Genomic DNA, 22,038 nt, shown 5'->3' with positions numbered 1-22,038 from the left:
CTAAATGTCGAGAGGGTCGCGAAAAATCTGAACCCGAGGCAGGAATGGCCAAAACTCCCCCGCCCTTTGCTCCTTTCGAATGGAAAATCGCCTGGCGATATCTCCGCGCCCGCAGGGCCGAAGGAGGTGTCAGCGTGATGACCTGGATATCGCTGATCGGGATTACGCTTGCTGTGTTCGCCCTGATCGCGACCCTGGCTGTCCGGTCTGGGTTCCGGTCGGAATTTGTGGGCACCATCCTCGGGGCAAATGCGCATGTCACTGTGTACTCTGCCGGAGAGATCGACGCGCAAGGGCGGGTCGATCGGACCATCTCCGACTTCGACGGCATGGCTGAGCGGATCGCACTGGTGCCGGGGGTTGAGCGTGCGGCACCGCTTGTCAAAGGTCAGGTGCTGATCACCAACGCGGACCGCAGTTCAGGCGTGCAGGTCTTTGGTATCCGTCCCGATGATCTGGCCGAGTTGCCCGGTATTGCTCAAAGCGAGAACGCCTATGGCGATCTGTCCCGGTTCCCGGATGGCATTGCTATTGGCTCAGGCGTGGCACGCGCCATTGGAGCGACAGTTGGGGATCGGGTCAAACTGACTTCGCCCAACGGTGTCAAAACTGCCTTTGGTACCTCGCCCCGCGTGAATGCTTACGAAGTGGTCTATGTCTTCTCTGCGGGTCGTTTTGATATCGACCGTACCCGTGTTTACATGCCGTTCGCCGAGGCGCAAAGCTTCTTTAACCGCGAAGGCGTGGCGGACGAGATCGAAGTGATGGTCGAGCGCCCAGAAGAGCTATCCCCGATCCTGATCCCGATTCTTGAGGCCGCCGGAGAGCGCAGTCAGATCTGGACGTGGCAGGATGCGTCGGGCGGGTTCCTGCGGGCGCTTGAGGTTGAAGACAACGTGATGTTCATAATCTTGTCGATCCTCGTGCTCATTGCGGCGATGAACATCGTCTCGGGACTGATCATGCTGGTGAAGAACAAGGGGCGGGACATTGGCATTCTGCGTACTATCGGCCTGAGCGAAGGGTCAGTGCTGCGGGTGTTCTTCATCTGCGGCGCGTTCACAGGGATTATCGGAACTGCAATGGGCGTGATATTGGGCTGCCTCTTCGCCATCTATATCGATCCGATTTTTTCATTCGTGAACTATGTGATGGGCGGCGGCGTCTGGGATCCATCCATTCGTGGCATCTATGCTTTGCCTGCCGAATTGCATATGTCGGATGTCTTGAAGGCCGTTGGTCTTTCACTTGGCCTGTCGTTCCTTGTCACCTATTTCCCTGCCCGCCGCGCAGCGCGGCTAAACCCAGTTGAGGCGCTGCGCTATGAGTGACGTGACCTTAAGGCTCAGCAGTCTGACCAAAACCTATCTTCCTGGAACGCCTGGTGAGGTACAGGTGCTGCGCGGGGCTGATCTGGAGCTGCGCGCAGGAGAGGCCGTTGCGCTGGTCGCGCCTTCGGGTGCGGGCAAGTCAACACTGCTGCATATCGCTGGCTTGCTGGATACTCCTGATACTGGCGAGGTTGAAGTTACGGGGCAGGGTGCAACGGGTAGGGGCGATCGCACCCGAACTGCCATTCGGCGGCGAGACGTTGGGTTTGTTTATCAGTTCCACCACCTGCTGCCCGAGTTTACGGCGCTTGAGAATATCGTTCTGCCCCAGTTGGCGAACGGCACCACCGAGAAAGCGGCGCAGGAACGGGCGATGCAATTGCTTGACCATGTTGGCGTTGCAGGGCGGGCGGATCACCGGCCAGCGGCCTTGTCGGGCGGAGAGCAACAGCGCGTGGCATTTTGCCGGGCACTGGCGAACCAGCCGCGCGTGCTGCTGGCAGATGAGCCCACAGGAAACCTGGACCCCGAAACGTCGGATCAGGTCTTTGCGGCCCTCATGGCGCTGGTGCGGGACGAGGGGCTCTCGGCGTTAATAGCCACGCACAACCTTGATCTTGCAGCGCGGATGGATCGGATGGTGCGGCTGGAAGCTGGTTTGCTTAGGCCAGTTGCGTGATTGCGACGCCGATTGCCATCACCGTTATGCCTCCGGCCCGCATCAGGGTCAGCGGTGTGACCTGAGCACCGAACAGGCCAAAATGATCAATCGCTGCGGTGCTGATCAACTGACCCAGCAAGACGAAGAACACCGCATTGCCAACACCGAAATGCGGGGCCACATGCGTGATCGATAGCACGTAGAATGCGATCAGAACGCCACCCAGCAGCAGATGCCTTGGGGCTTGCGTGACTTTAGCAAGCGCTCCGGATCCTCCGAACACCAACAGCGCCAAAATAGAGGTTAAGAAGGCGATGGAGAACAGGATAACAGCCGCTGCATTGGGCGATCCTATCAGCCTGCCCAGGGCAGCATTTAGTGCGGCGAGAATTGGGATGCCGATTCCAGCTGCCAGCATGATGGCTGCGTATTGTGTCATTGCCTGTAATCCCCGAGCCGGTTTCGTTGATCTGGATCATTGCGTCAGCAAGGCCGTCGGGCAAGTCTCGATTTCTAGTGCACAAGGGAGAAAAGCGATGATCCGATCGATACTTGGCGCAGTTCCGCTGACAATGCTGGCCGCATTGTCACAACCTGTTTTGGCGCAAGACGTCGAGACTGGCGCTGAACTTTACCAACACTATTGCGCCACTTGCCACGGGCTGGATGCAACCGGGCATGGGCCGATGGCTGGTGTGCTTGTGATTCAGCCTACAAACTTGAAGGCGCTGGCCGACGCGGATGGCGTCTTTCCAATCGCTCGTGTCGTGGCGCGGATTGATGGGCGTGACCCGCTGGTTAGCCATGGCAGCCCCATGCCGGTCTACGGCCCCTATTTTGAAGGCAACGACACCGCTATCAAAACTCCGGCCGGCCAACCGATCCTGACGAGCAAACCGATTGCAGATTTGGTCGAATATCTGAAAACACTGCAGGAGGGCTGAGCCTAGCGGCAGATCCCCTGAATCTCGGCACCCGCCCATGGGATTTGAACGTCGCTTTCGCGCCTGCTTCCGGGAAGCGTCTTGACGTCAAAATGGGCGCTTAGCATGTCGTGCAAGCGCTTGGTTCTCGGCGCATCCGGGTCGAGCGCGCGGCAGCACACGTACTCTTCGACAATCGCGCCCTGTTGTTCGTAGCCATAGGCCAGAAAGTCAGGCGAGGTTTCAAGGTCGAACAGGTAGGGGTCGTTTTTCTTGCCATGCTCTGCCGCAGCCCGGAGCGGGTGATAGCCCGTGGTTTTACGATTCTGCCATTGCCAGACATGGGTCAGCTCGTGCGCAAGCAACATGGCCGCAATCAGGTTCACTCGTTCAGGGTACTGACTCATATAGTCGTCCAGGTACCAATCCTTGGTGAAATAAACGTGGTTAAACAGTGCGACACCCGCAGGCTTACCGGTTACGGTTTCCTCTTTGACAGGGGGCAGTATGCGTTCGCGGCATGCAATCCGGGGGCGGGCTTTGCGAGTGAATGTGACGGCTGCAACCGGCGCGCCTTCGACCAATCGCACGCGATCCAAATCCAGAGTTTCTCCGTGGATATTACTTGCAAATGCCCTTTCATGTTCAGTCAGGGGGCGACCGCAGGATGCAAACAGCAACAAGACGAAAATCAGCAAGGGGCGATGCATAATGATAAGCCTAACGCAGCAGATTGGTGCGGCAAGTCGTTTTCAAAGGCTCATCGCCAAAACGCGGCTGATTTCTGTCAGGGATCGGCCCGATTGTTCCATCCACGTGTTAAATACATCCTGCACGGCGGCCATGGCCTTTTTAGAGGTTGCGGGTTTGTCGATAACGCCCTCAGCAATCAAACGCGCGGTCACGTCCTGGGACAGAATAAAGCTATCTCGCCCGGCAAAACGCATTGCATATTGAGCCGAGGCACCGCCCAACCGCGATCCGCGTTTGGCAAGCATTTGCAACAGCCCCACATAGTCTTGCGGAGGCCACCCTCCCAGAGTTTGCCCAACGCCACCTTCCGCGCGGAGTTCTAGAAGAAATGCGGCGTTGTCGCGCACCGCGGCGATTTTGGTTCCGTTTCGTACAATACGGGTATCCTGAAGCAAGGCGTCGAATTTTTCATCATCCATGAACGCGCAGCGCCCGATGTCGAACCCGTCGAAGGCGGTTTCGAACCCGTCCCATTTTGCCTCTATGACTTTCCAGCTAAACCCGGCTTGAAATATAGTTCTCGTGATAATCGACAGCCAGCGATCATCCGGCAACGCTTCCAATTCCGCAATCGATTTCGGCTTGCTCAGCTTGCTTTCAAGTTGCTCAGGCCCGCCATGTCGCGCCGCCGAAATCTCATATATCTCGTCAAAATGATGCATCGATTGAGCCCTCCACAATCCTGATGCTGGCATCTTGGCCCAGTTTTTCAATCAAAAACCTGATCTTATGGCCGATCAAATGTTTTATATTGACTAGTCAATCAATATCTTTCACGTTTCGGTACGAACGGTGCCATGCATGTGCAATGTCGGATAAGTGCAATGGGGATGGGGCAAGGGCTTCTGCTTAATGAATTAAGTCGGAGCCAGAGCAACTGTTCCCTTTCCTTTTTCGACCAAACTTGTGCATGTTGCGACAGTGCTGTGACTACGAATATTCCTAGACGGTCGCGGTGCCGTCTCAGGGCGAGAAAAAGAACAGGGAGTTGAATCATGAAAAAGCTAAGCGTAAGCTTGTTGGCCTTGGTCGTTGCCGGGTCAGCTCATGCGGCGGATATGGGCGCCGTGGATGAGCCTATCAAATTGGCGATCAACGAATGGACCGGACAGCATGTCACCACCCATGTCGCCGGCGAGATGTTGAAGGCCGCTGGTTACAACGTTGAATATGTCACGGCTGGCATGATGAACCAGTTCCAGGCGCTGGCTGATGGTGACATCGATGCCACGTTGGAGATTTGGTCGTCAAACGTGTCTGACGAATATGCCAAAAAGATTGATGAAGGCACCGTTGTAGAAATTGGTGATCTGGGCCTCGATGCAAAAGAAGGTATCGCCTATCCCGCACACGTGGCCGAACTGTGCCCCGGCTTGCCCGCATGGGAAGCGCTGAAAGACTGCGCACAGGTTTTTGCGACCGCTGAAACGCTGCCCGGTGGTCGACTGGTCGATTATCCGGCCGATTGGGGCACACCCGGCGCAGATCGGATGACCGGTCTGGAGCTGCCGTTCAAAGCGGTTCCTGCAGGTTCCGAAGGAGCTCTGATTGCCGAGCTGCGCGCATCGACCGAGCGGAAATCACCGCTGTTGATCACTTTCTGGCAGCCGCATTGGGCCATGTCAGCCTATGATGTGCAATTCGTTGATCTGCCTGCGGGTGAAGAGGCGTGTTTTAGCGATCCTGCTTGGGGCCCGAACCCCAACGCGGTGAACGATTGCGACTTCTCGCCCTCGCGCATCTTCAAGGCCGGTTGGAGCGGCATGGAAGACAAATGGCCTGCTGCCTATGAAATCCTCAGCAACTATCAACTGGCAGTCGAAGATCAGCAGCCCATGATGGGTGCGATCGACGTTGACGGCGGCACAGTCGAAGAAGTTGTTGCCGCGTGGATGGCCGAGAATGAAGGCAAGTGGCGTCCGGTTGTTGACGCTGCAACCCAGTGAGCCTGCCTAAGTGACTGACGCAAATACGCCAGCCATTGCCTGCCAGAACCTCTGGCAGGTCTTTGGCACCGGCGCTGACAAAGCCCTGACCGACGCGCTGTCTCGGTCAGGGAATGACGCCGACCAAGCCGCCACCGATTTGCGCGAACACGGGTTCATCCCGGCTGTTCAGGACGCCAATTTCGAAGTCAAAGAGGGCGAGCTATTCGTCATCATGGGGCTGTCAGGCTCGGGCAAATCCACTCTGATCCGTTGCATCTCGCAATTGTTGCCCGGTACAGGCGGTGAGATTCGTGTGGACGGCGAGAATGTGATTGGGGCCTCGAAGAAGACCCTAACCCAACTGCGCCGCAAAAAGCTGGGCATGGTGTTCCAGCATTTTGGTCTGTTCCCACATATGACCGTGGCCGAAAACGTGGCTTATCCATTGCGCGTGCAGGGGGTGGGCAAAAAGGAACGGCTGGCCCGCGCGCAAGAGGTGATTTCTCTGGTCGGGCTTGAAGGCCGCGAAGACAGTTTTCCACGTCAGCTTTCGGGCGGGCAGCGCCAGCGCGTAGGAATCGCGCGGTCGCTGGCCGTGAACCCGGATATCTGGTTTCTGGACGAGCCGTTCTCGGCCCTAGATCCACTGATCCGCCGCCAATTGCAGGATGAGTTCCTGCGTATTCAGGCGACACTGAAGAAATCCATCGTGTTCATCACACACGACATACAAGAAGCGCTGAAACTCGCTGACCGCATCGCGATCATGCGCGATGGCAAGATCGTTCAGATCGGGACGCCCACGGATATCGTTTTGCGCCCGGTCGACGACTATGTGCGCGAATTCTCCAAAGACGTGGCCAAAGGCCAGCACGCCAAGGTCGCCTCGGTAATGCGAGACGACGGAGAGCGTGGGCCAGACGATCCGGGCCTGACCACTTCGATGACCTTGGACGCCGCGCTGGCGCATTGCATGGAGCTATATGAGCCCGTCCCGGTTCGTGACGCAGACGGTAATGTTGTGGGTACCGTGCACCCGTCCGATCTGGCTGCCGCGTTGCAGGTGGATGAGGCATGACTGCCGCGACGGATATCCCCGCGCAGCAGGCGCGACTGACCACAGGGGCACAGGCGGCGTTGATCACAGTGATCGTCGGCGCAGTGTGTCTTGTGCTGGAGGGTGTCGCGCCATGGCTGGTCAAATGGCCCGCTGCCTGGGAGCTACCTGCAACCCAGTGGGTCGGTGCCTTCCTCGATTGGTTCCTGAACGGAATCAAGCCAGCGGCGCGATTGTTTTCGGACCTGATGGCCTATCCGATGAATTGGGCAAATTTCGTACTGGGGAACACGCCTTGGCCGATCCTGATCGGTATCGTCACCGCATTAGGTTGGTATCTGGGCGGGCTGCCGATGGCTGCCTTGGGGTTCTTTGGTCTCAGCTTTGTGCTGGCCTCCGGTTATTGGGCTGAGAGCATGAATACCCTGGCCCTTGTGGCCGTGTCTGTACCGGTGGCACTGATCATGGGTGGCGCGATTGGTATCCTCGCCAATGAGGTTCCTCGCGTGAAGGCCTTGGTACAGGCCGTTCTGGACATCATGCAAACGGTGCCAACCTTTGCCTATCTGACACCGCTGCTACTGCTTTTCGGCTTTGGCCCGGTAGTGGGTCTGATCGCATCGGCCATCTACGCGGCCCCGCCAATGGCACGCAATGTGATGCTGGGGCTGGAACGGGTGGAATCCGAGATCAAAGAAGCCGCGATCATGTCTGGCGGCACCCGTCTGCAGCAGCTGTTTCAGGTCGAAATCCCTGCCGCAACGACGCAAATCATGGTCGGCGTGAACCAGTGTCTGATGGCGGCGCTGTCGATGGTGATCATTGCTGCTGTTATCGGTGGCTTCAATGACATCGGTTGGGAAGTTCTGCTGACCATGCGCAAGGCGCAGTTTGGCGAATCCCTGATGGCCGGTCTGGTCATCGTTGTCTTCGCCGTAGTGATCGACCGGATGAGCGGCACCTTGGCGACCGAGCGGAAACGTTATGACAGCCGCGTGGTCTGGGCGATGCTGGGCTTTGCAGTTGTGTTTACCGCGGCCTTCTGGGTGTGGCTGCCGAACCCGTCGGAGCTGACCGTACTGGACCCGATGGCAACGGCAATCGACAACGGCCTGACCACGTTCACGCAAGCCAATGGTCCATGGTTGGATGCGCTCAAGAACAACTCGCTGTTCTATGTTCTGTTGCCGCTTCGGATCGGGTTGGATCAGGCGGTGCTGCCCTTCACATGGGGTTTTGCGTGGACGCCTTCGATGAGCTATGGCCTGTTTGCCGCAGGGGCCGCAGTCGCCTTACTGATGGCATGGCGCGGGCACCTGACTGGCGGTCTGGTGGTGCTGATCCTGATTGGGATGCTGGAGACTGGTATTTCTAACCTGCCATGGCCGTTTGTCCTGACTGGCGCAGCCGCGTTGGGCTGGGTGGCAGGAGGCTGGCGTCTGGCTGCGCTGTGTGTGGGATTGCTGTGCACCATCCTCGTCTCGGGTCTGTGGGAGCGCGCCTTGCTGTCGCTCTACCTAAGCGGCGCGGCGGTGTTTTTCTGCGCCATTCTGGGCGGTTTGATTGGTCTGGCCAGCGCGGTCTGGAAACCGGTCTGGACTATCGTGCGCCCGATCTGCGACATGCTGCAGACGATCCCACTGTTCGTGTTCCTGATCCCGGTGCTGATGGTGTTTCAGATTGGTGAGTTCTCGGCCTTCCTGGCAATCTGCGCCTATGCCATCGTCCCGATGATCCGTTACACGCGGCACGGCCTGGTCAACACGCCCGAAGAAATGATGGAGGCCGCAATCTCCAGCGGCGCGACCGAGTGGCAGATCATGCGTGATGTCCGCGCGCCCTATGCTGCGCCGACCATCTTGCTGGGATTGAACCAGACCATCCTTTACGCCTTTGCGATGTTGGTAATCGCGGCCCTGATCGGTACCACCGGTTTGGGTCAGTCGATCTATCTGGCGCTGGGGCAAGCGGATGTAGGGCTTGGCATCTCGGCAGGGGCTGCCATGGCGATTCTGGCACTGATCGCTGACCGGATGGTTCAGGGTTTTGCCGAAGAACGCCGCAAAGCGCTTGGACTTTGAGACAGGGCAGGGGCGGGAAATCGCCCTCGCCTCACTTGATTTCAGACAAAGACTTGCCCTTCGCCAAGGCCTAAACCGGGCTCAACACGTTCGGAGTCTACCATGACCGGTTGGGGCCTTTTCCTTGCAGCGCTCGCCACTTTCCTTCTCAGCCATATGATCCCGGCACGCCCGGCGGTGCGCGGCTGGCTAATTGGAACACTAGGGCGTACCGGTTATTTTACCGCATATTCGCTAGCCTCACTGGCGGTTCTGGGTTGGCTGATCATTGCCGCAGCTAATGCGCCTTATATTGAGGTCATTCCGCCGCTGTTCGTCTTTCGCTGGGTACCGCTGTTGATTATGCCTGTGGTCTGCTGGTTGGCCATTGCGGGTTTGTCGATCCAAAACCCGTTCTCATTCGGCGGGTTGGGGAACCGTCCCTTCGATCCCGAAAACCCCGGTATCTTGCGCTCAACACGCCATCCGATCCTTGTGGCGCTGTTGCTATGGGCCTTGGCCCACCTTCTGGCCAATGGTGGCTTGTCACATGTGATCCTATTTGGTTTGTTCGCAGTCTTTGCAGTTATGGGGATGGCTCTGATCGATCGTCGAACCACCCAAAAGATGGGTGCAGACTGGCATCGGCTGTCCCGCGACACTGCGCGTTTGTCGCTGCACGCACCTCGCCCATGGCCGCGCCCCTGGGTTTGGCTGGCTGCACTCGCTGTCTATTCGGCTCTCCTTCACCTGCACACACCTGTGATCGGGCTTTCACCATTGCCTTGATCGCTTAAGGTGGTCGGCTGGGCTGACGCGTGCTATCTGAAACGTCATGAATTGAAATTTGAGGTCCTAATCATGCATCTGGCCTATGTTACGACAACTGATCGCGGCGCAACTGATCGTCTGCTCAGCGCGTTTGCGGATGGGCTTGTAAGCGCAGGAACGCCGCTTGCCGGAGTGGTTCAGACAAACACCGATTGTGCCGATGGATACAAGTGCGATATGGACCTTAAGGTCATTCCGACCGGTGAGATCATCCGTATCTCACAATCCTTGGGCAAGAACGCACGCGGCTGCCGTCTGGACCCAGCAGAGTTGGAGCGGGCCGTCGGCCTTGTAACTCGTTCGCTTGAGGACGCGCCGCACCTGCTGATCGTCAACAAATTCGGTAAGCACGAGGCCGATGGACGCGGGTTCCGCCCAATCATCGCGGATGCGTTAGAGCGTGACATTCCAGTGTTGGTCGGGCTCAATCAGTTGAACATCGAAAAGTTTCAGGATTTTGCTGGCGGGATCGCCGAGGCGCTCGGCCCCGATATCGGTAGCCTGACCGAATGGTTCGACAAGATATCGCAGGCCAGCGCGCAGCATACTGCTACTTCTGCCGGCTGATGTCTTGACCCTTATCTTGTTACGCCTGCCATAGTTGAAACTAGTGGACTTAAGCCCAGTCTTCGGGTCTAGCTTCGTTCAAAGTTGAAACCCGGCGGCCAGATGAACTGTGCGGACGCCGACGGAATGGGCAGATCCATGAACGATTGGCAGGGCGGGTCAGACAGGGCTTCCATATCAGCCGAGCAAAATGCCGGGACCTCGACAGAGCTGATATCGACAGATAAATTCTGGATTGGTCTGTTTGTTGGCTACTATTTGCTTCACGTCGTGCTGCGCGTTGCAACCGGTGGTTCGCTTGGTCTGGACGAGGCCGAGATACTTCTGGATGCGCGACAGCTTGAATGGGGCTATGGTCCGCAGCTGCCGCTTTATGCGTGGCTGCAATGGGGTATTTTCCAGATTACCGGACCCAGCATTCTGGGATTGTCGCTGCTCAAAAACGCGATGCTTCTGGCAACCGTTGTCACGTTGTACATGGTCATCCGAAGTAGACAAAACCCGCTGATGGCGGGGTTGTCTGTCTTATCGTTACTGATGCTCTACCAGTTCAGCTGGGAAGCGCAGCGGGCCTTGACTCACTCGGTTCTGGCCAATCTCTGTTCAGTCCTGACCTTTGCCGTCATGTGGCATGTGATCCAAAGGCCGACGACCCGGGGTTTCGTTGTGCTGGGCGTGGTTGTCGCGATGGGCTGTTTGTCGAAATACAACTATGCCATCGCATTGCTGGCCATGTTTCTTGCAGCGATTAGCGCCCCGGAGACACGCAAGCCATTCTGGTCTCCTCGGTTGCTGATCTCAGTTGGAGTTGCCGCTATTCTCGTTGCGCCGCCGATGCTTTGGGTCTTGAACAACTCTCAGCAGGCCTTAGCCAGCGCCCGCAAGCTGGACATGAGCAGTGAAGGCCCCACCGGCTTGGTCGCAGTGCAGGGACTTACAGAACTGGCATTGGCATCCGCTGGCTTCGTTTCGCTCTTGCTGCTGGTATTGGGCGTCCTGTGGGTGGTCTATCGCAAACAAGGCGCGGCTACCGCACAGGATGATCTATTCCGATTGATGACGCGCACGGTCGTCTGGTCTTTGGTGCTTATGGTTGTCGTTGTGATTCTTAGCGGCAGCACCAACGTAAAGGACCGATGGTTGCAGCCACTTTTGATCTATGCTGGCCCGCTTCTGGTATTGTGGATATTGCCGCGAACACGAGAGATCGGTGCCCGACGCTTTGCCCAGATTAGCGTTGTTCTGGCCGGGTTTGTTGGAATTGCGATGCTTCACCATAATCTGGCCGGAGATGCCAAGCGTGCCGCACCATTTGCTGAGCTAACTTCGCAGATGCTGGCAGAAGTCGAACCTGGCAGCGCGATTGTCGCCGATAACTGGATAGCGGGAAACATGGCATATTTCGCGCCAGCGCATTCCATTTACAGTGATCGCGATCCTCGCAAACCAAACGCTGAGTTGCGGGTTTGGGAGGACGGAGAAAGAGCGCCTAACGATATCGACCCTAATCTGGTTGAAACTCTGACCGCGCCTTATCGTTTTGATACAGATGAGGAGATGACGCTGTCATTTGGGCCAGTGTCAAAATAGCTTGGACGTAAGCCTTGAGAGCATACGGTGCGGCAACGCATTTACCTAAATGCCAAAGGTCTAAATATGCATGAAAGGTAAGTGGTGGGCGACCCTGGAATCGAACCAGGCGTGCGTCTCCGCGAGGGAGTTACAGTCCCCTGCCACACCTTGCGGCCTGTCGCCCACTGTCAGGCGTTGCACCTGACGTGGAGGCGTGATTACTAGCGCGTCTAAAGGGCGTCAACAGGAAAATACCGCTTTGACGCAGGAAACCGAATTCCCGGCCCGGAGGCCCGTAAAATGAAGAAACCAAAGTGGGTCGTTGAGAAAGAGCAGGCGCGCAAAGCTGCTGCCGCGGAAACCGTGTGGCTGTTCGGAATACACGCTGTTCGTGATGCGCTGATGAATCCCAAACGGCACAAATTACGCTTGATTGTGACGCGAAACGCCAATGATAAACTGATCGAAGCGATTGAATTTGCAGGGATTACACCCGAGATGGCTGATCCGCGAAAATTCACGGCTCCAATCGATCCGGGGTCGGTTCATCAGGGCGCGGCGCTTGAGGTCAAGCCGCTGGAATGGGGTGGACTTGCCGAAAACTGTATTGGGCAGGAAAACCCTCGTGTGTTGTTGTTGGACCGCGTGACCGACCCACACAATGTTGGTGCGATTCTACGCTCGGCCGAAGTGCTGGGCGCCAGCGCCGTGATCGGAACGCGCCACCATTCGGCACCCGAAACCGGCGCGCTGGCCAAAACTGCCAGCGGGGCCTTGGAACGACAGCCATATCTGCGTGTGCGCAACTTGGCCGACGCTATCATCGAGTTGCAGAACATGGGGTTCTTTGTCCTAGGTCTGGATGGAGAAGCCGAGCAGACCATCGAAGCGACGCTAAGGGAGAAGCGCGATCGGCCAGTGGCCTTGGTCCTCGGGGCCGAGGGGCCAGGGTTGCGACAAAAAACCAAAGAGACTGTGGATCAACTGGTGAAAATTGACGCGGCGGGCGGATTTGGGTCTCTCAATGTCTCAAATGCTGCGGCGATTGCACTATATGCATCTCAACCCAGATGACAGGAGGCCCAAATTTCCACTCCGCATAAAATTGCCACCTGCTGCTATTGCGGGACCCGCGCCGCTTTGGTTCTTAGGGGAAAGCAACAGCACGAGCTGAGCTGCGCCAGCTGTGGCGCGCCTTTGCACAATCTCAAGATGGTGCCAAAGGCCAAGCTAGCCGAGCGGCCGTCGAACGACTATTCACCGACAAATAAGAACAAGAAATACAAGAAGAAGAAAAAGCGTGGCTTGTTCTCGAAGGTGCTGGATGAAGCTTGGGATGTGATCGAAGACGTGTTCGACTGAACCATTGCACGCCTGTTCACATCGGCGTCATGGGGGTTTCCGATGCGGCATGAAATATGCATCTTAAAACCTTCTGAATGCGAACAAACGATTCACCAATGCTGTCCCGACGTGCCTTCTTAACCAGTCTCTCTTGTGTAGTGTTCGCTCCTGCTGTCGGGGCGCAGGAAAAGCCCATGTTCTATGCGGATAATGGGCTAGCGATATCAGGTTACGATGCAGTGTCCTATTTTAGGTTAGGAGAGCCAGTAAAGGGTAGTCCCGATATCACGCTTATGTGGAAAGGTGCCACCTGGCGGTTTGCATCTGAAGAGAATCGTGATCGATTTGAGCGGAACCCGAGGGCCTTTGCTCCGCAATTTGGTGGGTATTGCGCCTATGCGATGGCGACCGGTCTACTGAGCAGTACTGACCCGCACGCATGGCAGATCGTGGACGGCAAATTGTATCTGACACATTCTGAGGCGATTGAGCGTATTTGGAAGCAAAACGTCGCTCAGAATATCCGTGAAGCCGACGCGCATTGGCCTGCAGTCCTGTATTAACTGAGCGCACTTGATCTGTTTTGATTGTCGGGCTTCCACCCGATGCAGAGCGTCTGTAGGCGATGTTCTTCTGCTAAAAACAAGATTCCGCAAAACGGCAGATTTCCGCCTTTTGTGAATTGTCATCACAAAAATGCGCACCGCCCCTTTTTTTTAATCAACTCATGCCTAAATGTCACAGTGACCGCGGAATGGAACTGCCGCGGGTCATTTCACTGTCCCTCGTTCCAACAACTGGCGCTCAGGTATTACCTGAGCGCTTTTTTCTTTTCTGCGTGGCGTTTAGGGTGCGTTCATGCCTGACTACTCTGACCAGTTCCTGAAAACGGTGTTGAAGCGGACCAAGACTATCGCTGTTGTCGGCGTGTCCATGAACCCGGTAAGGCCCAGTTACTATGTGGCCCGTTACCTGTCGCTGAAGGGCTACAAGGTCATACCGGTTAATCCGGGACATGCGGGCAAAGCACTGTTTGGCCAGACGGTCAGGGCGTCTTTGTCCGAAGTATCAGAGCCAGTCGACATGGTGGACATTTTCCGCAGGTCCGAGGCTGTGCCACCCATTGTTGACGAGGCTTTGAGCGCGTTTCCGAACCTAAGTACGGTCTGGATGCAGATTGGCGTTGAGCATGCTGAGGCCGCAGCCAAAGCACAGGAGCGCGAAGTGGACGTAGTAATGAATCGGTGCCCCAAGATCGAATATCAACGCCTGTTTGGTGAACTGCGAATGGGCGGGTTTGCAACGGGCGTGATTTCGTCCAAACTCTGAGCAGGTCGTGGCTCTTGCTCTTCCGCTCCGAAGACCCGCTATGATCGACTCCCGGTCGGCTTTGATTGAATGCCGATCGTGCGCGACCCGCTAATACCCATCCTCGCGAAATTGAACCAGTCTGATCCCTGCAAAGGGTTCTGTGAAATGGAAAGAGAGCTAAGAACAATGTCGATTCCTGAACCACCATTTGAAGGTGCCTGCCTATGTGGTGCGGTGCGGGTTCGTGTGACGGCGACGCCCCTGTTGACCGTTGCGTGCCACTGTCGAGATTGCCAAAAATTCAGTGCCAGCGCGTTTTCACTAACCACGATGTTCCCAAGCGATAGTTTTACCCATGACGGCGATCTGGTTCGGGGTGGGCTTGGGTCGGTCGAGCGCGCGCACTATTTTTGCAAGTCATGCTATAACTTCATCTATTCGCAGCTCAAAGGAGCACCGGAGCGGGTCAACGTGCGGACGTCGATCTTGGACCAAGCCGCGTCATTTACGCCATTTCTCGAAGTGATGACCGAAGCGAAGATGCCTTGGGTGCATATTCCCGTGGTGCGCAGCTACTCAAAAATTCCGGAGACACAGGAAGAACTGCAGTCGCTTATTAGTGATTATTCAAACAGCTGAATTCCGATGCAATTATGCAGAGGCGCTAAGCACTTTGGAGCCCGACGACAGAGAAGTCTGACGATTGACTGGGGGTTCAGTTCGCTGCCAACGGGGTCAGTTGCCCAGCCTGTTCCTGGCGACGCTTTTCCAGAACCACTTCACGCGGAACCCAATCGTAGCGTGTGTCTTCGACCAAGGGCGACCAGAACAACACCCCGCCATAGCGCCAGGGGTCCAGTACGACGCCTTCGTACATGCTCTCCCCTTTGCGGCTGATGATGGCGGTGCTGTGGTCGATGCGGAGTGGATTGTCCGCATTGGCGATGGCGCGGTGCATTTCCAGCGTGTGAAATTGCTCCTGATCCAGACGACGCTCGATATCCTCGGCCCAATGCCAACACAGACCACGCGGGCGCACGCCTTTGTTGACCTTGGCATTGTGAATCAAGGGCGGGTCGGTGATTTCGTATTCCTGCACCAGCTGCGCAGTATAGGCATAAGCGATGCGGGCGGCGCGGGTGGCTTCTTCTGGGTCGATATCGGGGCCGAGGCTTTGGATTTCGGCGGCAAGCCGCTGGACCTCATCTCCAGAGGAAGGGGGAGGGGTGGCGCAGGCCGCGAGGGTGGCAAGTGCTGCTGCGAACACCAAAGCTCTGATCATCTGCGCGCCCTTTGCCTCAATGCACCCGAACCCGGAGTATAGCGGGCCGGGTAATTGCACGAAACCCGCTTAGCCTTTTGGCCGGGATGCCTTTTCCATGATGCCGCTGGTGCCCTGTCGACGGGCCAGTTCGCCCAGCACATCGTCCAGCGCAACATCGCGCGCAGCCAGCATTACCAGCAGGTGGTAAAGCACATCAGCCGCCTCGGAGGTCAGTTTTTCCCTGTCCCCTTTGGCGGCTTCGATGATTGCCTCAATGGCTTCTTCACCGAATTTCTCGGCGCATTTCTCGGGACCTTTGGCCAACAGCTTGGCGGTCCAGCTGCTGTCAGGATCAGTGCCCTTGCGCGCCTCAATCGTGGCGGCCAGATCGTGCAGAATGCTCATGTCAGCCTCATCGGAATGCCAGCGGCGGCCATATATTCCTTGGCCTCGTGGATGGTGTATTCACCGAAATGGAAGATCGAGGCGGCAAGTACTGCGCTGGCCCCACCTTTGGTCACACCTTCGACCAGATGATCCAGATTACCCACGCCACCGCTGGCGATCACCGGCACATCCACCGCGTCACTGATCGCGCGGGTTAGGGGCAGGTTGAATCCGGCCTTGGTGCCATCACGATCCATCGAAGTCAGCAGGATTTCCCCCGCGCCCCTGGCGACGACGGTTTTAGCAAATTCAACTGCGTCGATGCCTGTTGGTTTGCGACCGCCATGAGTGAAAATCTCCCATTTTCCGGGGCTGACCGTTTTGGCATCGATGGCGCAGACGATGCACTGGCTGCCGAACTGATCTGCCGCCTCGGCGATCACATCAGGGTTGGCGACAGCGGCCGAATTGAAACTGACCTTATCCGCCCCCGCCAGCAGCAGGGCGCGCACGTCATCTTTGGTGCGCACACCACCGCCCACAGTAAGCGGTACAAAGCATTGTTCGGCCGTGCGCTGCACCACATCGAACATTGTTCCGCGATTTTCATGCGTGGCGTGAATGTCCAGAAAACAGATCTCGTCCGCGCCAGCGGCGTCGTAGGCCTTGGCAGACTCGACGGGATCACCGGCGTCGCGCAGGCCGACAAAATTCACACCTTTGACCACACGACCATCAGCGACATCCAGACAGGGAATGATACGGGTTTTCAGCATCGGCTATCCTTTGTTGGCCGCACCCTTACCGGCAAAGCCTCGCCGATGCCAGAGTTGTGATTGTGATCCAGCGTGAAGCCATAGAAATTAGGGGTGAAATTCACGAAAAGGATTACCTAGATGAGACATCTTCTTTTGGCTTCAATATTCGTATTCGGAGGCGCGCTATCCGCCATGGCTGACGACATTATCAAAGTGGAAACCAACAAATCCGTGGCCGAGGCGCTGGACGCGCTGGAAGCTGCTGTCGGCAACGCAGGCGCGACCGTGTTCGCGCGCGTGGACCACGCAGCAGGGGCGGAAAAGGTCGGTACGCCCATTCCGCCCAATCAGGTGCTGATTTTCGGCAATCCTGCGCTGGGCACGCCCGCAATGCAGATCGACCCACGCGCGGGACTTTTTCTGCCATTGAAAGTGCAGGCCTACGAGGACGCAAACGGGCAGGTATGGCTGGCCTATGAAGACCCGAAAGAGACGATGGACGAGCTTGACGAGGTCGAAAAGTCTCCGGTCATCGAGAAAATGCGCGGCGCTTTGGCGAAGCTGACCGCCGCTGCCGCCCAGTAATTTAACTCAGGGCGCGAATGGCCTCTTCCAGGTCAATCGCGCCATCATAGAGCGCGCGGCCCGAGATCGCGCCGTTCAGCTCAACTCCACAATCGCGCAAGGCGATCAGGTCGTGCAGCGAGCTGACACCGCCTGAGGCGATCACGGGAATCGAAACCGCCTGCGCCAGCGCAGCGGTGGCATCGATATTCGGGCCCTGCATCGCACCATCACGGTTGATATCGGTGTATATGATCGCGGCAACTCCGGCGTCTTCAAAACTGCGCGCCAGATCGGTGACCTGCACGTCGGTTTCTTCGGCCCAGCCCTTGGTGGCGACCATGCCGTTGCGCGCGTCGATTCCGACGGCGACCTTGCCGGGGAAGGCTTTGGCAGCTTCGCGCACCAGATCAGGGTTCTCGACCGCCACGGTGCCTAGAATCACTCGGGCCAGACCTTTCTCGATCCAGGTTTCGATTGTGGCCATGTCCCGGATGCCACCGCCCAGCTGCGCCGGCACGTCGCATGCTTTCAGAATTGCCTCGACCGGAGCCGCATTAACAGGCTCACCCGCGAAAGCGCCATTCAGGTCCACCAGATGCAGCCATTCACAACCCGCCTCGACAAAGGCGCGGGCCTGCGCTGCTGGATCTTCGTTAAAGACCGTTGCCTTGTCCATTTCACCACGCAGCAGGCGCACGGCATTGCCGTCTTTTAGGTCGATGGCGGGGTAGAGGATCATGTCAGGCGGCCCTATATCTCTGTTACACGCGCGGGATATCGCACAGGCAGGGCAGGGGTGCAACGCGACGCTAAGTCAATCTTGCCGGGTGCCGAATGGCAGTTCAGACTGGCCGGAGATACAGGGAGAAAACTATGAAGACATTTACTCTTGCGGCAGGGTTTGCCGCGATGGCCACTGCAGCCCTTGCGGATGATCCGGTGGATGGCCTTTGGAAAGTCGGCCCGGGCGACTCGGGCGGATTTGTGCACGTAACCATCTCGGAATGCGGCAGCGCAATCTGTGGCACCATCGACACCGCCTTTGACAAGGATGGCAATGAGGTGCTGGAATACCCCAATCTGGGCAAGCAACTCATCTGGGACATGATTCCCGGAGGCAATGGCACCTATGACAATGGCAAGATATGGAACCCGGACAACGACAAGACATACACGTCAAAAATGACGCTGGACGGCCAGAACAAGCTGATCGTCAAGGGTTGTGTTGCGGGTGGCCTGATTTGCAAAGGACAAACCTGGACGCGGGTTCAATAACCCCTCAGGGGGCCCAGGTCAGGAAGTTTCCGATCATGCGCAGACCCACATCCTGGCTTTTCTCAGGGTGGAACTGCATGCCAACCATCGTGTCGCGGCCGATCACGGCCGTGACTTCTTGCCCATAATCCACGTAGGCCAACCGTTGCGCTGGATCGGTCACGCGGAAATGGTAGGAGTGCACAAAATAAGTGTGATCGCCTGATTTCACCCCGTCAAAGACCGGGTGATCGCTTTCCAGAACCAGATCGTTCCAGCCCATATGCGGTACCTTGAGCGCGCTGTCTGAGGGCCTAATCTTCACGACATCACCGGCAACCCAGCCCAGACCGTCGGTCTCAGCGTATTCATGGCCTTTCGTCGCCATCAGTTGCATGCCGACACAGATGCCCAGAAACGGGCGGCCCTTCTGCTCGACCGCCTCGACCATCGCGTCATAAATGCCCTTGTGGCCGCGTAATTCGGCGGCGCATGCTGGGAAAGCTCCATCACCGGGCAGAACCAGCCGGTCGGCCCGCGCGACGACGTCTGCATCCGATGTCACGACGACCTCGCCCGCATCCAGTTCGCGCGCCATCCGTTGAAACGCCTTCTCCGCCGAGTGCAGGTTGCCGCTCTCGTAGTCAATGATGGCTGTCAGCATCTAAAGCGCGCCCTTGGTCGAGGGGATCGCATCCGCTTTGCGCGGATCGGTCTCGACCGCCAAGCGCAGCGCGCGCGCGACGGCTTTGAAGGCCGCTTCGGCAATGTGGTGGCTGTTGAAGCCGTGCAACTGATCGATATGCAGCGTAATGCCGCCATGGGTGCTGAGGGCCTGAAAGAATTCTCGCACCAACTCGGTGTCGAAATTGCCAATTTTGGGTGTTGGCAGGTCCACATTCCAGATCAGGAAAGGCCGGGCAGACAGGTCCAGCGCACAGCGCACCTGCGCGTCATCCATGGGCAGGTGACACTCGCCATAGCGCCGAATACCCTTCTTGTCTCCCAGTGCATGCGTCAGTGCCTGACCCAGCGCGATGCCGGTATCTTCGACCGTGTGGTGGTCGTCGATGTGATAATCGCCCTTGGCACGGATCGTCATGTCGATCAGCGAATGGCGCGCCAACTGATCCAGCATATGGTCGAAGAACCCGACGCCGGTCTGGTTGTCATACTGACCTGTGCCGTCCAGGTTAACCTCGACCGAGATCTCGGTCTCGGCGGTCTGACGGCTGATTTTAGCGCTGCGCATGGGCGAATTCCTTTTGCTACAGGCGCGCTTATAGACATGGATGAGCGGCCTATCCAGACCGGTTTCAGCCTTCGCTGCAAACTGTTGCAGGGGATTGCACCCGGGCGCGGCCCGTGCCAGCCTGCGGTCAACACGAACCAACAAGGCCCGGCCCATGTCCACCTGCGTCTTCATTCAGATCCGCTGTAAACCCGGAACCACCTACAAAGTCGCCGAAGAGATTGCCCTGCGCGAAATTCACTCGGAACTGTATTCGACAAGCGGCGAATTTGACCTCCTGCTGAAACTCTATATCCCTGAATCTGAGGATGTAGGTCATTTCATCAACGAAAACCTGCTGGTGATTCCCAATATCGAACGGTCCTTGACCACGATGACGTTCAAGGCGTTCTAGCCCAGCTCAAACGTCGTCACGCCAAAAATGCGATCCAGATCAATGTCTGGTTCGTGATCCGAATACATCCGCGCAGTTTCAAAGACCTTGTCCAGCCCAAGCTCATCGGCCAACGCAAACGCCGCGGCATTGGGCTGTGGCATGTCTATGAATACTTCATGCGCGTTGTGATCTTCGGGGATCGCCGAAAGGACAGAAGACAGCAAAGCTTTTGCTATATCGGACGTATCCGCAAACAGGGGGCCGACCTTATACCCGGTAAGACAGGGGCGTAATGTTGTATACCCCTTGATCTTTCCATTCTCGGTATAGACTTTCGAAACATGGTTGTACGCGCTTAGCCAGCTGTCAAGAAACAGGTCGCGCGGCGCAGGGAAGAGCGCGCGATCATATGTTTTCAAATCGTCTGTTGCGCCACTCAGGTCCGAGATGTTGACGTTCGGTCTAGCCCCCAGCTTTCCCAGTATCCGGTCTTTGGTCCCGGCGAAGCGATAGTTGTTGTAGGCAAAGGTAAAGCCCGACTTGCGATAGTTGTCCTGCTGCTCGACCACGCCATCCAGCCCCATATTCCGCCCCGTGCAATGGGCCAGCGCATGCCCTGCGATTTCAAGTCCGTGCCCGTGATGGCGAAACTCTGGCTTGACGATATAGAACCCCAGAAAGGAAAACTTGTCGTCGTAATTCACGGCAGAAACCGAGGCGATCATCTCGCCGCCCAGAAACCCGCCTAAAAAGCCATCCGGGTCCGTTGGGCGGAAACACTCGGCATCATGAACGCCCGGGTTCCATCCTTCGCGCCCAGCCCAATCCACGGCGTGCTGGACCTCGGATGCGGTAAGTGGGCGAATGACATAGTCCGACATAAGCAAATCCCGTGCGTGATTGAAATCACGGCCAGAATGGCGCAATGCCAGCGAAAGAACCAGTGTGTTTGAACGGTTTGGTATCTGGAGCGGGCGAGGCGATTCGAACGCCCGACCCTAACCTTGGCAAGGTTATGCTCTACCCCTGAGCTACGCCCGCATCAGATACGTGTGTGGTCCGAAGACCTCTCAATGGAGCGGGCGAGGCGATTCGAACGCCCGACCCTAACCTTGGCAAGGTTATGCTCTACCCCTGAGCTACGCCCGCGCCGTTGAGTGAGGAGGGATGTATAAATTCCAACACGAGGCTGCAAGCGGAAAAACACAAAAACGCGCAAAAATCTTTCGACGGAATTCCAGGGCGGCGGTGTTTAAGAACCATTGCAGTGAACGAAATGTGGGATTGGGAACAGGACATGGCAAGTATTGCAGACATAAAAATGGCGGCATTGGCGGCGTTGATCGTGCTGACCACGATGTTTTGCGCGCAAAACAACGAGACGCTGGCAGATGGGGAACCGAATCTTTCCCATACTCCATTGATCGAGACGCAGGTTCTGATGGGCTAAATCGTGCTCAAACAGCCAGTATAAGGTTCGCGATTGCGGCGATCAGAATGGCAATGAATGTCAGCCCCATGCCGATTTGGCGAAAGATGATGATTTGCGGCGTCTTGCCAAATCCGTAGGCATGCGAGAGTCGCCCGGCCAGCAGCGACAGCCCCAGCAAATTCAAAAGCAAACCACCAGCGCCTTGCAACTCCGCCATAGCGATCAGCAGCAGTGCAAAAGGGGCGTATTCGGCGCAGTTCGCATGGGTTCGCATCGCCTTGATCATCGCCTTGTCGCCGTGATCGCCGACAGAAATTCTACCTTTCCGGCGTTGAAGGATCACATTAACGCTGAGCGCAACGTATAGAAATGCAACCAGCGCGGCGTAAATCGGGGTGATGGACAGCATG

At 57.0% G+C, this 22,038-nt stretch carries 29 protein-coding genes and 3 tRNA genes; 18 read left to right on the top strand and 14 right to left on the bottom strand.

The window, feature by feature from the left end:
- The first annotated feature begins 44 nt into the window (after nucleotides 1–44).
- Nucleotides 45–1,331: a lipoprotein-releasing ABC transporter permease subunit gene (locus ACR0B3_RS07520; protein ID WP_480808516.1), complete on the top strand. Its 1,287-nt coding sequence runs from the start codon at nucleotides 45–47 to the stop codon at nucleotides 1,329–1,331.
- Nucleotides 1,324–2,010, top strand: coding sequence for an ABC transporter ATP-binding protein (locus tag ACR0B3_RS07515; RefSeq protein ID WP_480808515.1), 687 nt, complete (start codon nucleotides 1,324–1,326; stop codon nucleotides 2,008–2,010). The genes ACR0B3_RS07520 and ACR0B3_RS07515 overlap by 8 nt, the downstream gene beginning before the upstream one ends.
- Here ACR0B3_RS07515 and ACR0B3_RS07510 read toward each other — a convergent pair.
- Complete coding sequence (locus ACR0B3_RS07510) at nucleotides 1,994–2,431, bottom strand: DMT family transporter (RefSeq protein ID WP_170723510.1); 438 nt, start codon at nucleotides 2,429–2,431, stop codon at nucleotides 1,994–1,996. The two genes, ACR0B3_RS07515 and ACR0B3_RS07510, sit on opposite strands and share 17 nt — an antisense overlap.
- 97 nt (nucleotides 2,432–2,528) lie before the next feature.
- On the opposite strand from ACR0B3_RS07510, the gene ACR0B3_RS07505 reads away from it, so the two are divergent.
- Nucleotides 2,529–2,936, top strand: a complete 408-nt coding sequence (locus ACR0B3_RS07505; RefSeq protein WP_480808514.1) for a c-type cytochrome — start codon at nucleotides 2,529–2,531, stop codon at nucleotides 2,934–2,936.
- 2 nt (nucleotides 2,937–2,938) lie between these two features.
- Here ACR0B3_RS07505 and ACR0B3_RS07500 read toward each other — a convergent pair whose 3' ends face one another.
- Both ACR0B3_RS07500 and ACR0B3_RS07495 read right to left on the bottom strand, forming a co-directional pair.
- Entirely contained in the window at nucleotides 2,939–3,625 is a 687-nt protein-coding gene (locus tag ACR0B3_RS07500; protein WP_170758028.1) for a hypothetical protein, read from the bottom strand.
- Nucleotides 3,626–3,667: 42 nt separating this feature from the next.
- Nucleotides 3,668–4,330 (bottom strand): DNA-3-methyladenine glycosylase I, encoded by a 663-nt coding sequence (locus ACR0B3_RS07495; protein WP_480808513.1) that lies wholly within the window; start codon nucleotides 4,328–4,330, stop codon nucleotides 3,668–3,670.
- Nucleotides 4,331–4,663: 333 nt separating this feature from the next.
- Here ACR0B3_RS07495 and ACR0B3_RS07490 point away from each other — a divergent pair, with 333 nt between their 5' ends.
- From ACR0B3_RS07490 to ACR0B3_RS07465, 6 genes are all read left to right on the top strand, one after another.
- Nucleotides 4,664–5,614 carry an ABC transporter substrate-binding protein gene (locus ACR0B3_RS07490; protein ID WP_480808512.1) on the top strand — a complete coding sequence of 317 codons (951 nt, stop codon included), beginning with the start codon at nucleotides 4,664–4,666 and terminating at the stop codon, nucleotides 5,612–5,614.
- A 10-nt stretch (nucleotides 5,615–5,624) separates the two neighbouring features.
- Nucleotides 5,625–6,674: a quaternary amine ABC transporter ATP-binding protein gene (locus ACR0B3_RS07485; RefSeq protein WP_480808511.1), complete on the top strand. Its 1,050-nt coding sequence runs from the start codon at nucleotides 5,625–5,627 to the stop codon at nucleotides 6,672–6,674.
- Nucleotides 6,671–8,734: an ABC transporter permease gene (locus tag ACR0B3_RS07480; RefSeq protein ID WP_480808510.1), complete on the top strand. Its 2,064-nt coding sequence runs from the start codon at nucleotides 6,671–6,673 to the stop codon at nucleotides 8,732–8,734. Before ACR0B3_RS07485 ends, ACR0B3_RS07480 begins: the two co-directional genes overlap by 4 nt.
- Nucleotides 8,735–8,836: 102 nt before the next feature.
- On the top strand, nucleotides 8,837–9,502 hold the full coding sequence (locus ACR0B3_RS07475; RefSeq protein ID WP_480808509.1) for an NnrU family protein: 666 nt from the start codon (nucleotides 8,837–8,839) through the stop codon (nucleotides 9,500–9,502).
- Nucleotides 9,503–9,574: 72 nt separating this feature from the next.
- Nucleotides 9,575–10,111 carry a DUF2478 domain-containing protein gene (locus ACR0B3_RS07470; protein ID WP_480808508.1) on the top strand — a complete coding sequence of 179 codons (537 nt, stop codon included), beginning with the start codon at nucleotides 9,575–9,577 and terminating at the stop codon, nucleotides 10,109–10,111.
- 138 nt (nucleotides 10,112–10,249) lie between these two features.
- The gene (locus tag ACR0B3_RS07465; protein WP_480808507.1) at nucleotides 10,250–11,701 is read left to right on the top strand and encodes an ArnT family glycosyltransferase; all 1,452 of its coding nucleotides are present in this window, start codon (nucleotides 10,250–10,252) and stop codon (nucleotides 11,699–11,701) included.
- Nucleotides 11,702–11,783: 82 nt separating this feature from the next.
- Here the strand turns inward: ACR0B3_RS07465 and ACR0B3_RS07460 are convergent.
- Nucleotides 11,784–11,867: transfer RNA gene (locus tag ACR0B3_RS07460), tRNA-Tyr, on the bottom strand.
- A 116-nt stretch (nucleotides 11,868–11,983) separates the two neighbouring features.
- Here ACR0B3_RS07460 and rlmB point away from each other — a divergent pair.
- The 5 genes from rlmB to ACR0B3_RS07435 all read left to right on the top strand — a co-directional run bounded on the left by rlmB (nucleotide 11,984) and on the right by ACR0B3_RS07435 (nucleotide 14,977).
- Nucleotides 11,984–12,757: a 23S rRNA (guanosine(2251)-2'-O)-methyltransferase RlmB gene (rlmB, locus tag ACR0B3_RS07455; RefSeq protein ID WP_480808506.1), complete on the top strand. Its 774-nt coding sequence runs from the start codon at nucleotides 11,984–11,986 to the stop codon at nucleotides 12,755–12,757.
- 12 nt (nucleotides 12,758–12,769) lie between these two features.
- Entirely contained in the window at nucleotides 12,770–13,045 is a 276-nt protein-coding gene (locus tag ACR0B3_RS07450; RefSeq protein WP_480808813.1) for a hypothetical protein, read from the top strand.
- Nucleotides 13,046–13,221: 176 nt separating this feature from the next.
- The gene (locus tag ACR0B3_RS07445; RefSeq protein WP_480808505.1) at nucleotides 13,222–13,590 is read left to right on the top strand and encodes a YHS domain-containing (seleno)protein; all 369 of its coding nucleotides are present in this window, start codon (nucleotides 13,222–13,224) and stop codon (nucleotides 13,588–13,590) included.
- A gap of 295 nt (nucleotides 13,591–13,885) precedes the next feature.
- Complete coding sequence (locus tag ACR0B3_RS07440; RefSeq protein WP_480808504.1) at nucleotides 13,886–14,356, top strand: CoA-binding protein; 471 nt, start codon at nucleotides 13,886–13,888, stop codon at nucleotides 14,354–14,356.
- A gap of 168 nt (nucleotides 14,357–14,524) precedes the next feature.
- Nucleotides 14,525–14,977 (top strand): GFA family protein, encoded by a 453-nt coding sequence (locus ACR0B3_RS07435; RefSeq protein WP_480808503.1) that lies wholly within the window; start codon nucleotides 14,525–14,527, stop codon nucleotides 14,975–14,977.
- 76 nt (nucleotides 14,978–15,053) lie between these two features.
- On the opposite strand, the gene ACR0B3_RS07430 is transcribed toward ACR0B3_RS07435, so the two are convergent.
- From ACR0B3_RS07430 to hisF, 3 genes are all read right to left on the bottom strand, one after another.
- Nucleotides 15,054–15,620: a hypothetical protein gene (locus ACR0B3_RS07430; RefSeq protein WP_480808502.1), complete on the bottom strand. Its 567-nt coding sequence runs from the start codon at nucleotides 15,618–15,620 to the stop codon at nucleotides 15,054–15,056.
- Nucleotides 15,621–15,689: 69 nt separating this feature from the next.
- Nucleotides 15,690–16,007, bottom strand: coding sequence for a phosphoribosyl-ATP diphosphatase (locus ACR0B3_RS07425; protein ID WP_480808501.1), 318 nt, complete (start codon nucleotides 16,005–16,007; stop codon nucleotides 15,690–15,692).
- A complete protein-coding gene (gene hisF / locus ACR0B3_RS07420; protein WP_480808500.1) occupies nucleotides 16,004–16,765 on the bottom strand; it encodes an imidazole glycerol phosphate synthase subunit HisF in 762 nt (253 codons plus the stop codon). Before hisF ends, ACR0B3_RS07425 begins: the two co-directional genes overlap by 4 nt.
- A gap of 120 nt (nucleotides 16,766–16,885) precedes the next feature.
- On the opposite strand from hisF, the gene ACR0B3_RS07415 reads away from it, so the two are divergent.
- Nucleotides 16,886–17,332 (top strand): DUF302 domain-containing protein, encoded by a 447-nt coding sequence (locus tag ACR0B3_RS07415; RefSeq protein WP_480808499.1) that lies wholly within the window; start codon nucleotides 16,886–16,888, stop codon nucleotides 17,330–17,332.
- 1 nt (nucleotide 17,333) lies between these two features.
- Here the strand turns inward: ACR0B3_RS07415 and hisA are convergent, their stop codons facing one another.
- A complete protein-coding gene (hisA, locus tag ACR0B3_RS07410; protein WP_170723498.1) occupies nucleotides 17,334–18,053 on the bottom strand; it encodes a 1-(5-phosphoribosyl)-5-[(5-phosphoribosylamino)methylideneamino]imidazole-4-carboxamide isomerase in 720 nt (239 codons plus the stop codon).
- Nucleotides 18,054–18,187: 134 nt separating this feature from the next.
- Here hisA and ACR0B3_RS07405 point away from each other — a divergent pair, with 134 nt between their 5' ends.
- Complete coding sequence (locus ACR0B3_RS07405) at nucleotides 18,188–18,589, top strand: DUF2147 domain-containing protein (RefSeq protein ID WP_480808498.1); 402 nt, start codon at nucleotides 18,188–18,190, stop codon at nucleotides 18,587–18,589.
- 4 nt (nucleotides 18,590–18,593) lie between these two features.
- Here ACR0B3_RS07405 and hisH read toward each other — a convergent pair whose 3' ends face one another.
- Together hisH and hisB are read right to left on the bottom strand one after the other, a co-directional pair.
- Nucleotides 18,594–19,232 carry an imidazole glycerol phosphate synthase subunit HisH gene (gene hisH, locus ACR0B3_RS07400; protein WP_480808497.1) on the bottom strand — a complete coding sequence of 213 codons (639 nt, stop codon included), beginning with the start codon at nucleotides 19,230–19,232 and terminating at the stop codon, nucleotides 18,594–18,596.
- Complete coding sequence (gene hisB / locus ACR0B3_RS07395) at nucleotides 19,233–19,820, bottom strand: imidazoleglycerol-phosphate dehydratase HisB (protein WP_480808496.1); 588 nt, start codon at nucleotides 19,818–19,820, stop codon at nucleotides 19,233–19,235.
- Between the two features lie 154 nt (nucleotides 19,821–19,974).
- On the opposite strand from hisB, the gene ACR0B3_RS07390 reads away from it, so the two are divergent.
- Nucleotides 19,975–20,214 (top strand): Lrp/AsnC ligand binding domain-containing protein, encoded by a 240-nt coding sequence (locus tag ACR0B3_RS07390; protein WP_170683224.1) that lies wholly within the window; start codon nucleotides 19,975–19,977, stop codon nucleotides 20,212–20,214.
- Here ACR0B3_RS07390 and ACR0B3_RS07385 read toward each other — a convergent pair.
- From ACR0B3_RS07385 to ACR0B3_RS07375, 3 genes are all read right to left on the bottom strand, one after another.
- Nucleotides 20,211–21,077 carry a GNAT family N-acetyltransferase gene (locus tag ACR0B3_RS07385; protein ID WP_480808495.1) on the bottom strand — a complete coding sequence of 289 codons (867 nt, stop codon included), beginning with the start codon at nucleotides 21,075–21,077 and terminating at the stop codon, nucleotides 20,211–20,213. The genes ACR0B3_RS07390 and ACR0B3_RS07385 overlap by 4 nt on opposite strands.
- Nucleotides 21,078–21,162: 85 nt before the next feature.
- Nucleotides 21,163–21,237 (bottom strand) — tRNA-Gly (locus tag ACR0B3_RS07380).
- A gap of 33 nt (nucleotides 21,238–21,270) precedes the next feature.
- Nucleotides 21,271–21,345: transfer RNA gene (locus ACR0B3_RS07375), tRNA-Gly, on the bottom strand.
- Between the two features lie 148 nt (nucleotides 21,346–21,493).
- Here ACR0B3_RS07375 and ACR0B3_RS07370 point away from each other — a divergent pair.
- A complete protein-coding gene (locus ACR0B3_RS07370) occupies nucleotides 21,494–21,646 on the top strand; it encodes a hypothetical protein (RefSeq protein WP_480808494.1) in 153 nt (50 codons plus the stop codon).
- 7 nt (nucleotides 21,647–21,653) lie between these two features.
- Here the strand turns inward: ACR0B3_RS07370 and ACR0B3_RS07365 are convergent, their stop codons facing one another.
- Nucleotides 21,654–22,037: an MAPEG family protein gene (locus ACR0B3_RS07365; protein WP_480808493.1), complete on the bottom strand. Its 384-nt coding sequence runs from the start codon at nucleotides 22,035–22,037 to the stop codon at nucleotides 21,654–21,656.
- Between the last annotated feature and the right edge of the window lies 1 nt (nucleotide 22,038).

Source organism: Ruegeria sp. CE9, from assembly GCF_056537425.1.
This window is presented reverse-complemented; position numbering and strand designations above follow the sequence as displayed.

What these genes read in the sequence shown, in the direction of transcription:
- ACR0B3_RS07520 (WP_480808516.1), top strand. Translation starts at nt 45, where the DNA reads ATGGCCAAAACTCCCCCGCCCTTTGCTCCTTTCGAATGGAAAATCGCC.
- ACR0B3_RS07515 (WP_480808515.1), top strand. Translation starts at nt 1,324, where the DNA reads ATGAGTGACGTGACCTTAAGGCTCAGCAGTCTGACCAAAACCTATCTT.
- ACR0B3_RS07510 (WP_170723510.1), bottom strand. Translation starts at nt 2,431, where the DNA reads ATGACACAATACGCAGCCATCATGCTGGCAGCTGGAATCGGCATCCCA.
- ACR0B3_RS07505 (WP_480808514.1), top strand. Translation starts at nt 2,529, where the DNA reads ATGATCCGATCGATACTTGGCGCAGTTCCGCTGACAATGCTGGCCGCA.
- ACR0B3_RS07500 (WP_170758028.1), bottom strand. Translation starts at nt 3,625, where the DNA reads ATGCATCGCCCCTTGCTGATTTTCGTCTTGTTGCTGTTTGCATCCTGC.
- ACR0B3_RS07495 (WP_480808513.1), bottom strand. Translation starts at nt 4,330, where the DNA reads ATGCATCATTTTGACGAGATATATGAGATTTCGGCGGCGCGACATGGC.
- ACR0B3_RS07490 (WP_480808512.1), top strand. Translation starts at nt 4,664, where the DNA reads ATGAAAAAGCTAAGCGTAAGCTTGTTGGCCTTGGTCGTTGCCGGGTCA.
- ACR0B3_RS07480 (WP_480808510.1), top strand. Translation starts at nt 6,671, where the DNA reads ATGACTGCCGCGACGGATATCCCCGCGCAGCAGGCGCGACTGACCACA.
- ACR0B3_RS07475 (WP_480808509.1), top strand. Translation starts at nt 8,837, where the DNA reads ATGACCGGTTGGGGCCTTTTCCTTGCAGCGCTCGCCACTTTCCTTCTC.
- ACR0B3_RS07470 (WP_480808508.1), top strand. Translation starts at nt 9,575, where the DNA reads ATGCATCTGGCCTATGTTACGACAACTGATCGCGGCGCAACTGATCGT.
- ACR0B3_RS07465 (WP_480808507.1), top strand. Translation starts at nt 10,250, where the DNA reads ATGAACGATTGGCAGGGCGGGTCAGACAGGGCTTCCATATCAGCCGAG.
- rlmB (WP_480808506.1), top strand. Translation starts at nt 11,984, where the DNA reads ATGAAGAAACCAAAGTGGGTCGTTGAGAAAGAGCAGGCGCGCAAAGCT.
- ACR0B3_RS07445 (WP_480808505.1), top strand. Translation starts at nt 13,222, where the DNA reads ATGTTCTATGCGGATAATGGGCTAGCGATATCAGGTTACGATGCAGTG.
- ACR0B3_RS07440 (WP_480808504.1), top strand. Translation starts at nt 13,886, where the DNA reads ATGCCTGACTACTCTGACCAGTTCCTGAAAACGGTGTTGAAGCGGACC.
- ACR0B3_RS07435 (WP_480808503.1), top strand. Translation starts at nt 14,525, where the DNA reads ATGTCGATTCCTGAACCACCATTTGAAGGTGCCTGCCTATGTGGTGCG.
- ACR0B3_RS07430 (WP_480808502.1), bottom strand. Translation starts at nt 15,620, where the DNA reads ATGATCAGAGCTTTGGTGTTCGCAGCAGCACTTGCCACCCTCGCGGCC.
- ACR0B3_RS07425 (WP_480808501.1), bottom strand. Translation starts at nt 16,007, where the DNA reads ATGAGCATTCTGCACGATCTGGCCGCCACGATTGAGGCGCGCAAGGGC.
- hisF (WP_480808500.1), bottom strand. Translation starts at nt 16,765, where the DNA reads ATGCTGAAAACCCGTATCATTCCCTGTCTGGATGTCGCTGATGGTCGT.
- ACR0B3_RS07415 (WP_480808499.1), top strand. Translation starts at nt 16,886, where the DNA reads ATGAGACATCTTCTTTTGGCTTCAATATTCGTATTCGGAGGCGCGCTA.
- hisA (WP_170723498.1), bottom strand. Translation starts at nt 18,053, where the DNA reads ATGATCCTCTACCCCGCCATCGACCTAAAAGACGGCAATGCCGTGCGC.
- ACR0B3_RS07405 (WP_480808498.1), top strand. Translation starts at nt 18,188, where the DNA reads ATGAAGACATTTACTCTTGCGGCAGGGTTTGCCGCGATGGCCACTGCA.
- hisH (WP_480808497.1), bottom strand. Translation starts at nt 19,232, where the DNA reads ATGCTGACAGCCATCATTGACTACGAGAGCGGCAACCTGCACTCGGCG.
- hisB (WP_480808496.1), bottom strand. Translation starts at nt 19,820, where the DNA reads ATGCGCAGCGCTAAAATCAGCCGTCAGACCGCCGAGACCGAGATCTCG.
- ACR0B3_RS07390 (WP_170683224.1), top strand. Translation starts at nt 19,975, where the DNA reads ATGTCCACCTGCGTCTTCATTCAGATCCGCTGTAAACCCGGAACCACC.
- ACR0B3_RS07385 (WP_480808495.1), bottom strand. Translation starts at nt 21,077, where the DNA reads ATGTCGGACTATGTCATTCGCCCACTTACCGCATCCGAGGTCCAGCAC.
- ACR0B3_RS07370 (WP_480808494.1), top strand. Translation starts at nt 21,494, where the DNA reads ATGGCAAGTATTGCAGACATAAAAATGGCGGCATTGGCGGCGTTGATC.
- ACR0B3_RS07365 (WP_480808493.1), bottom strand. Translation starts at nt 22,037, where the DNA reads ATGCTGTCCATCACCCCGATTTACGCCGCGCTGGTTGCATTTCTATAC.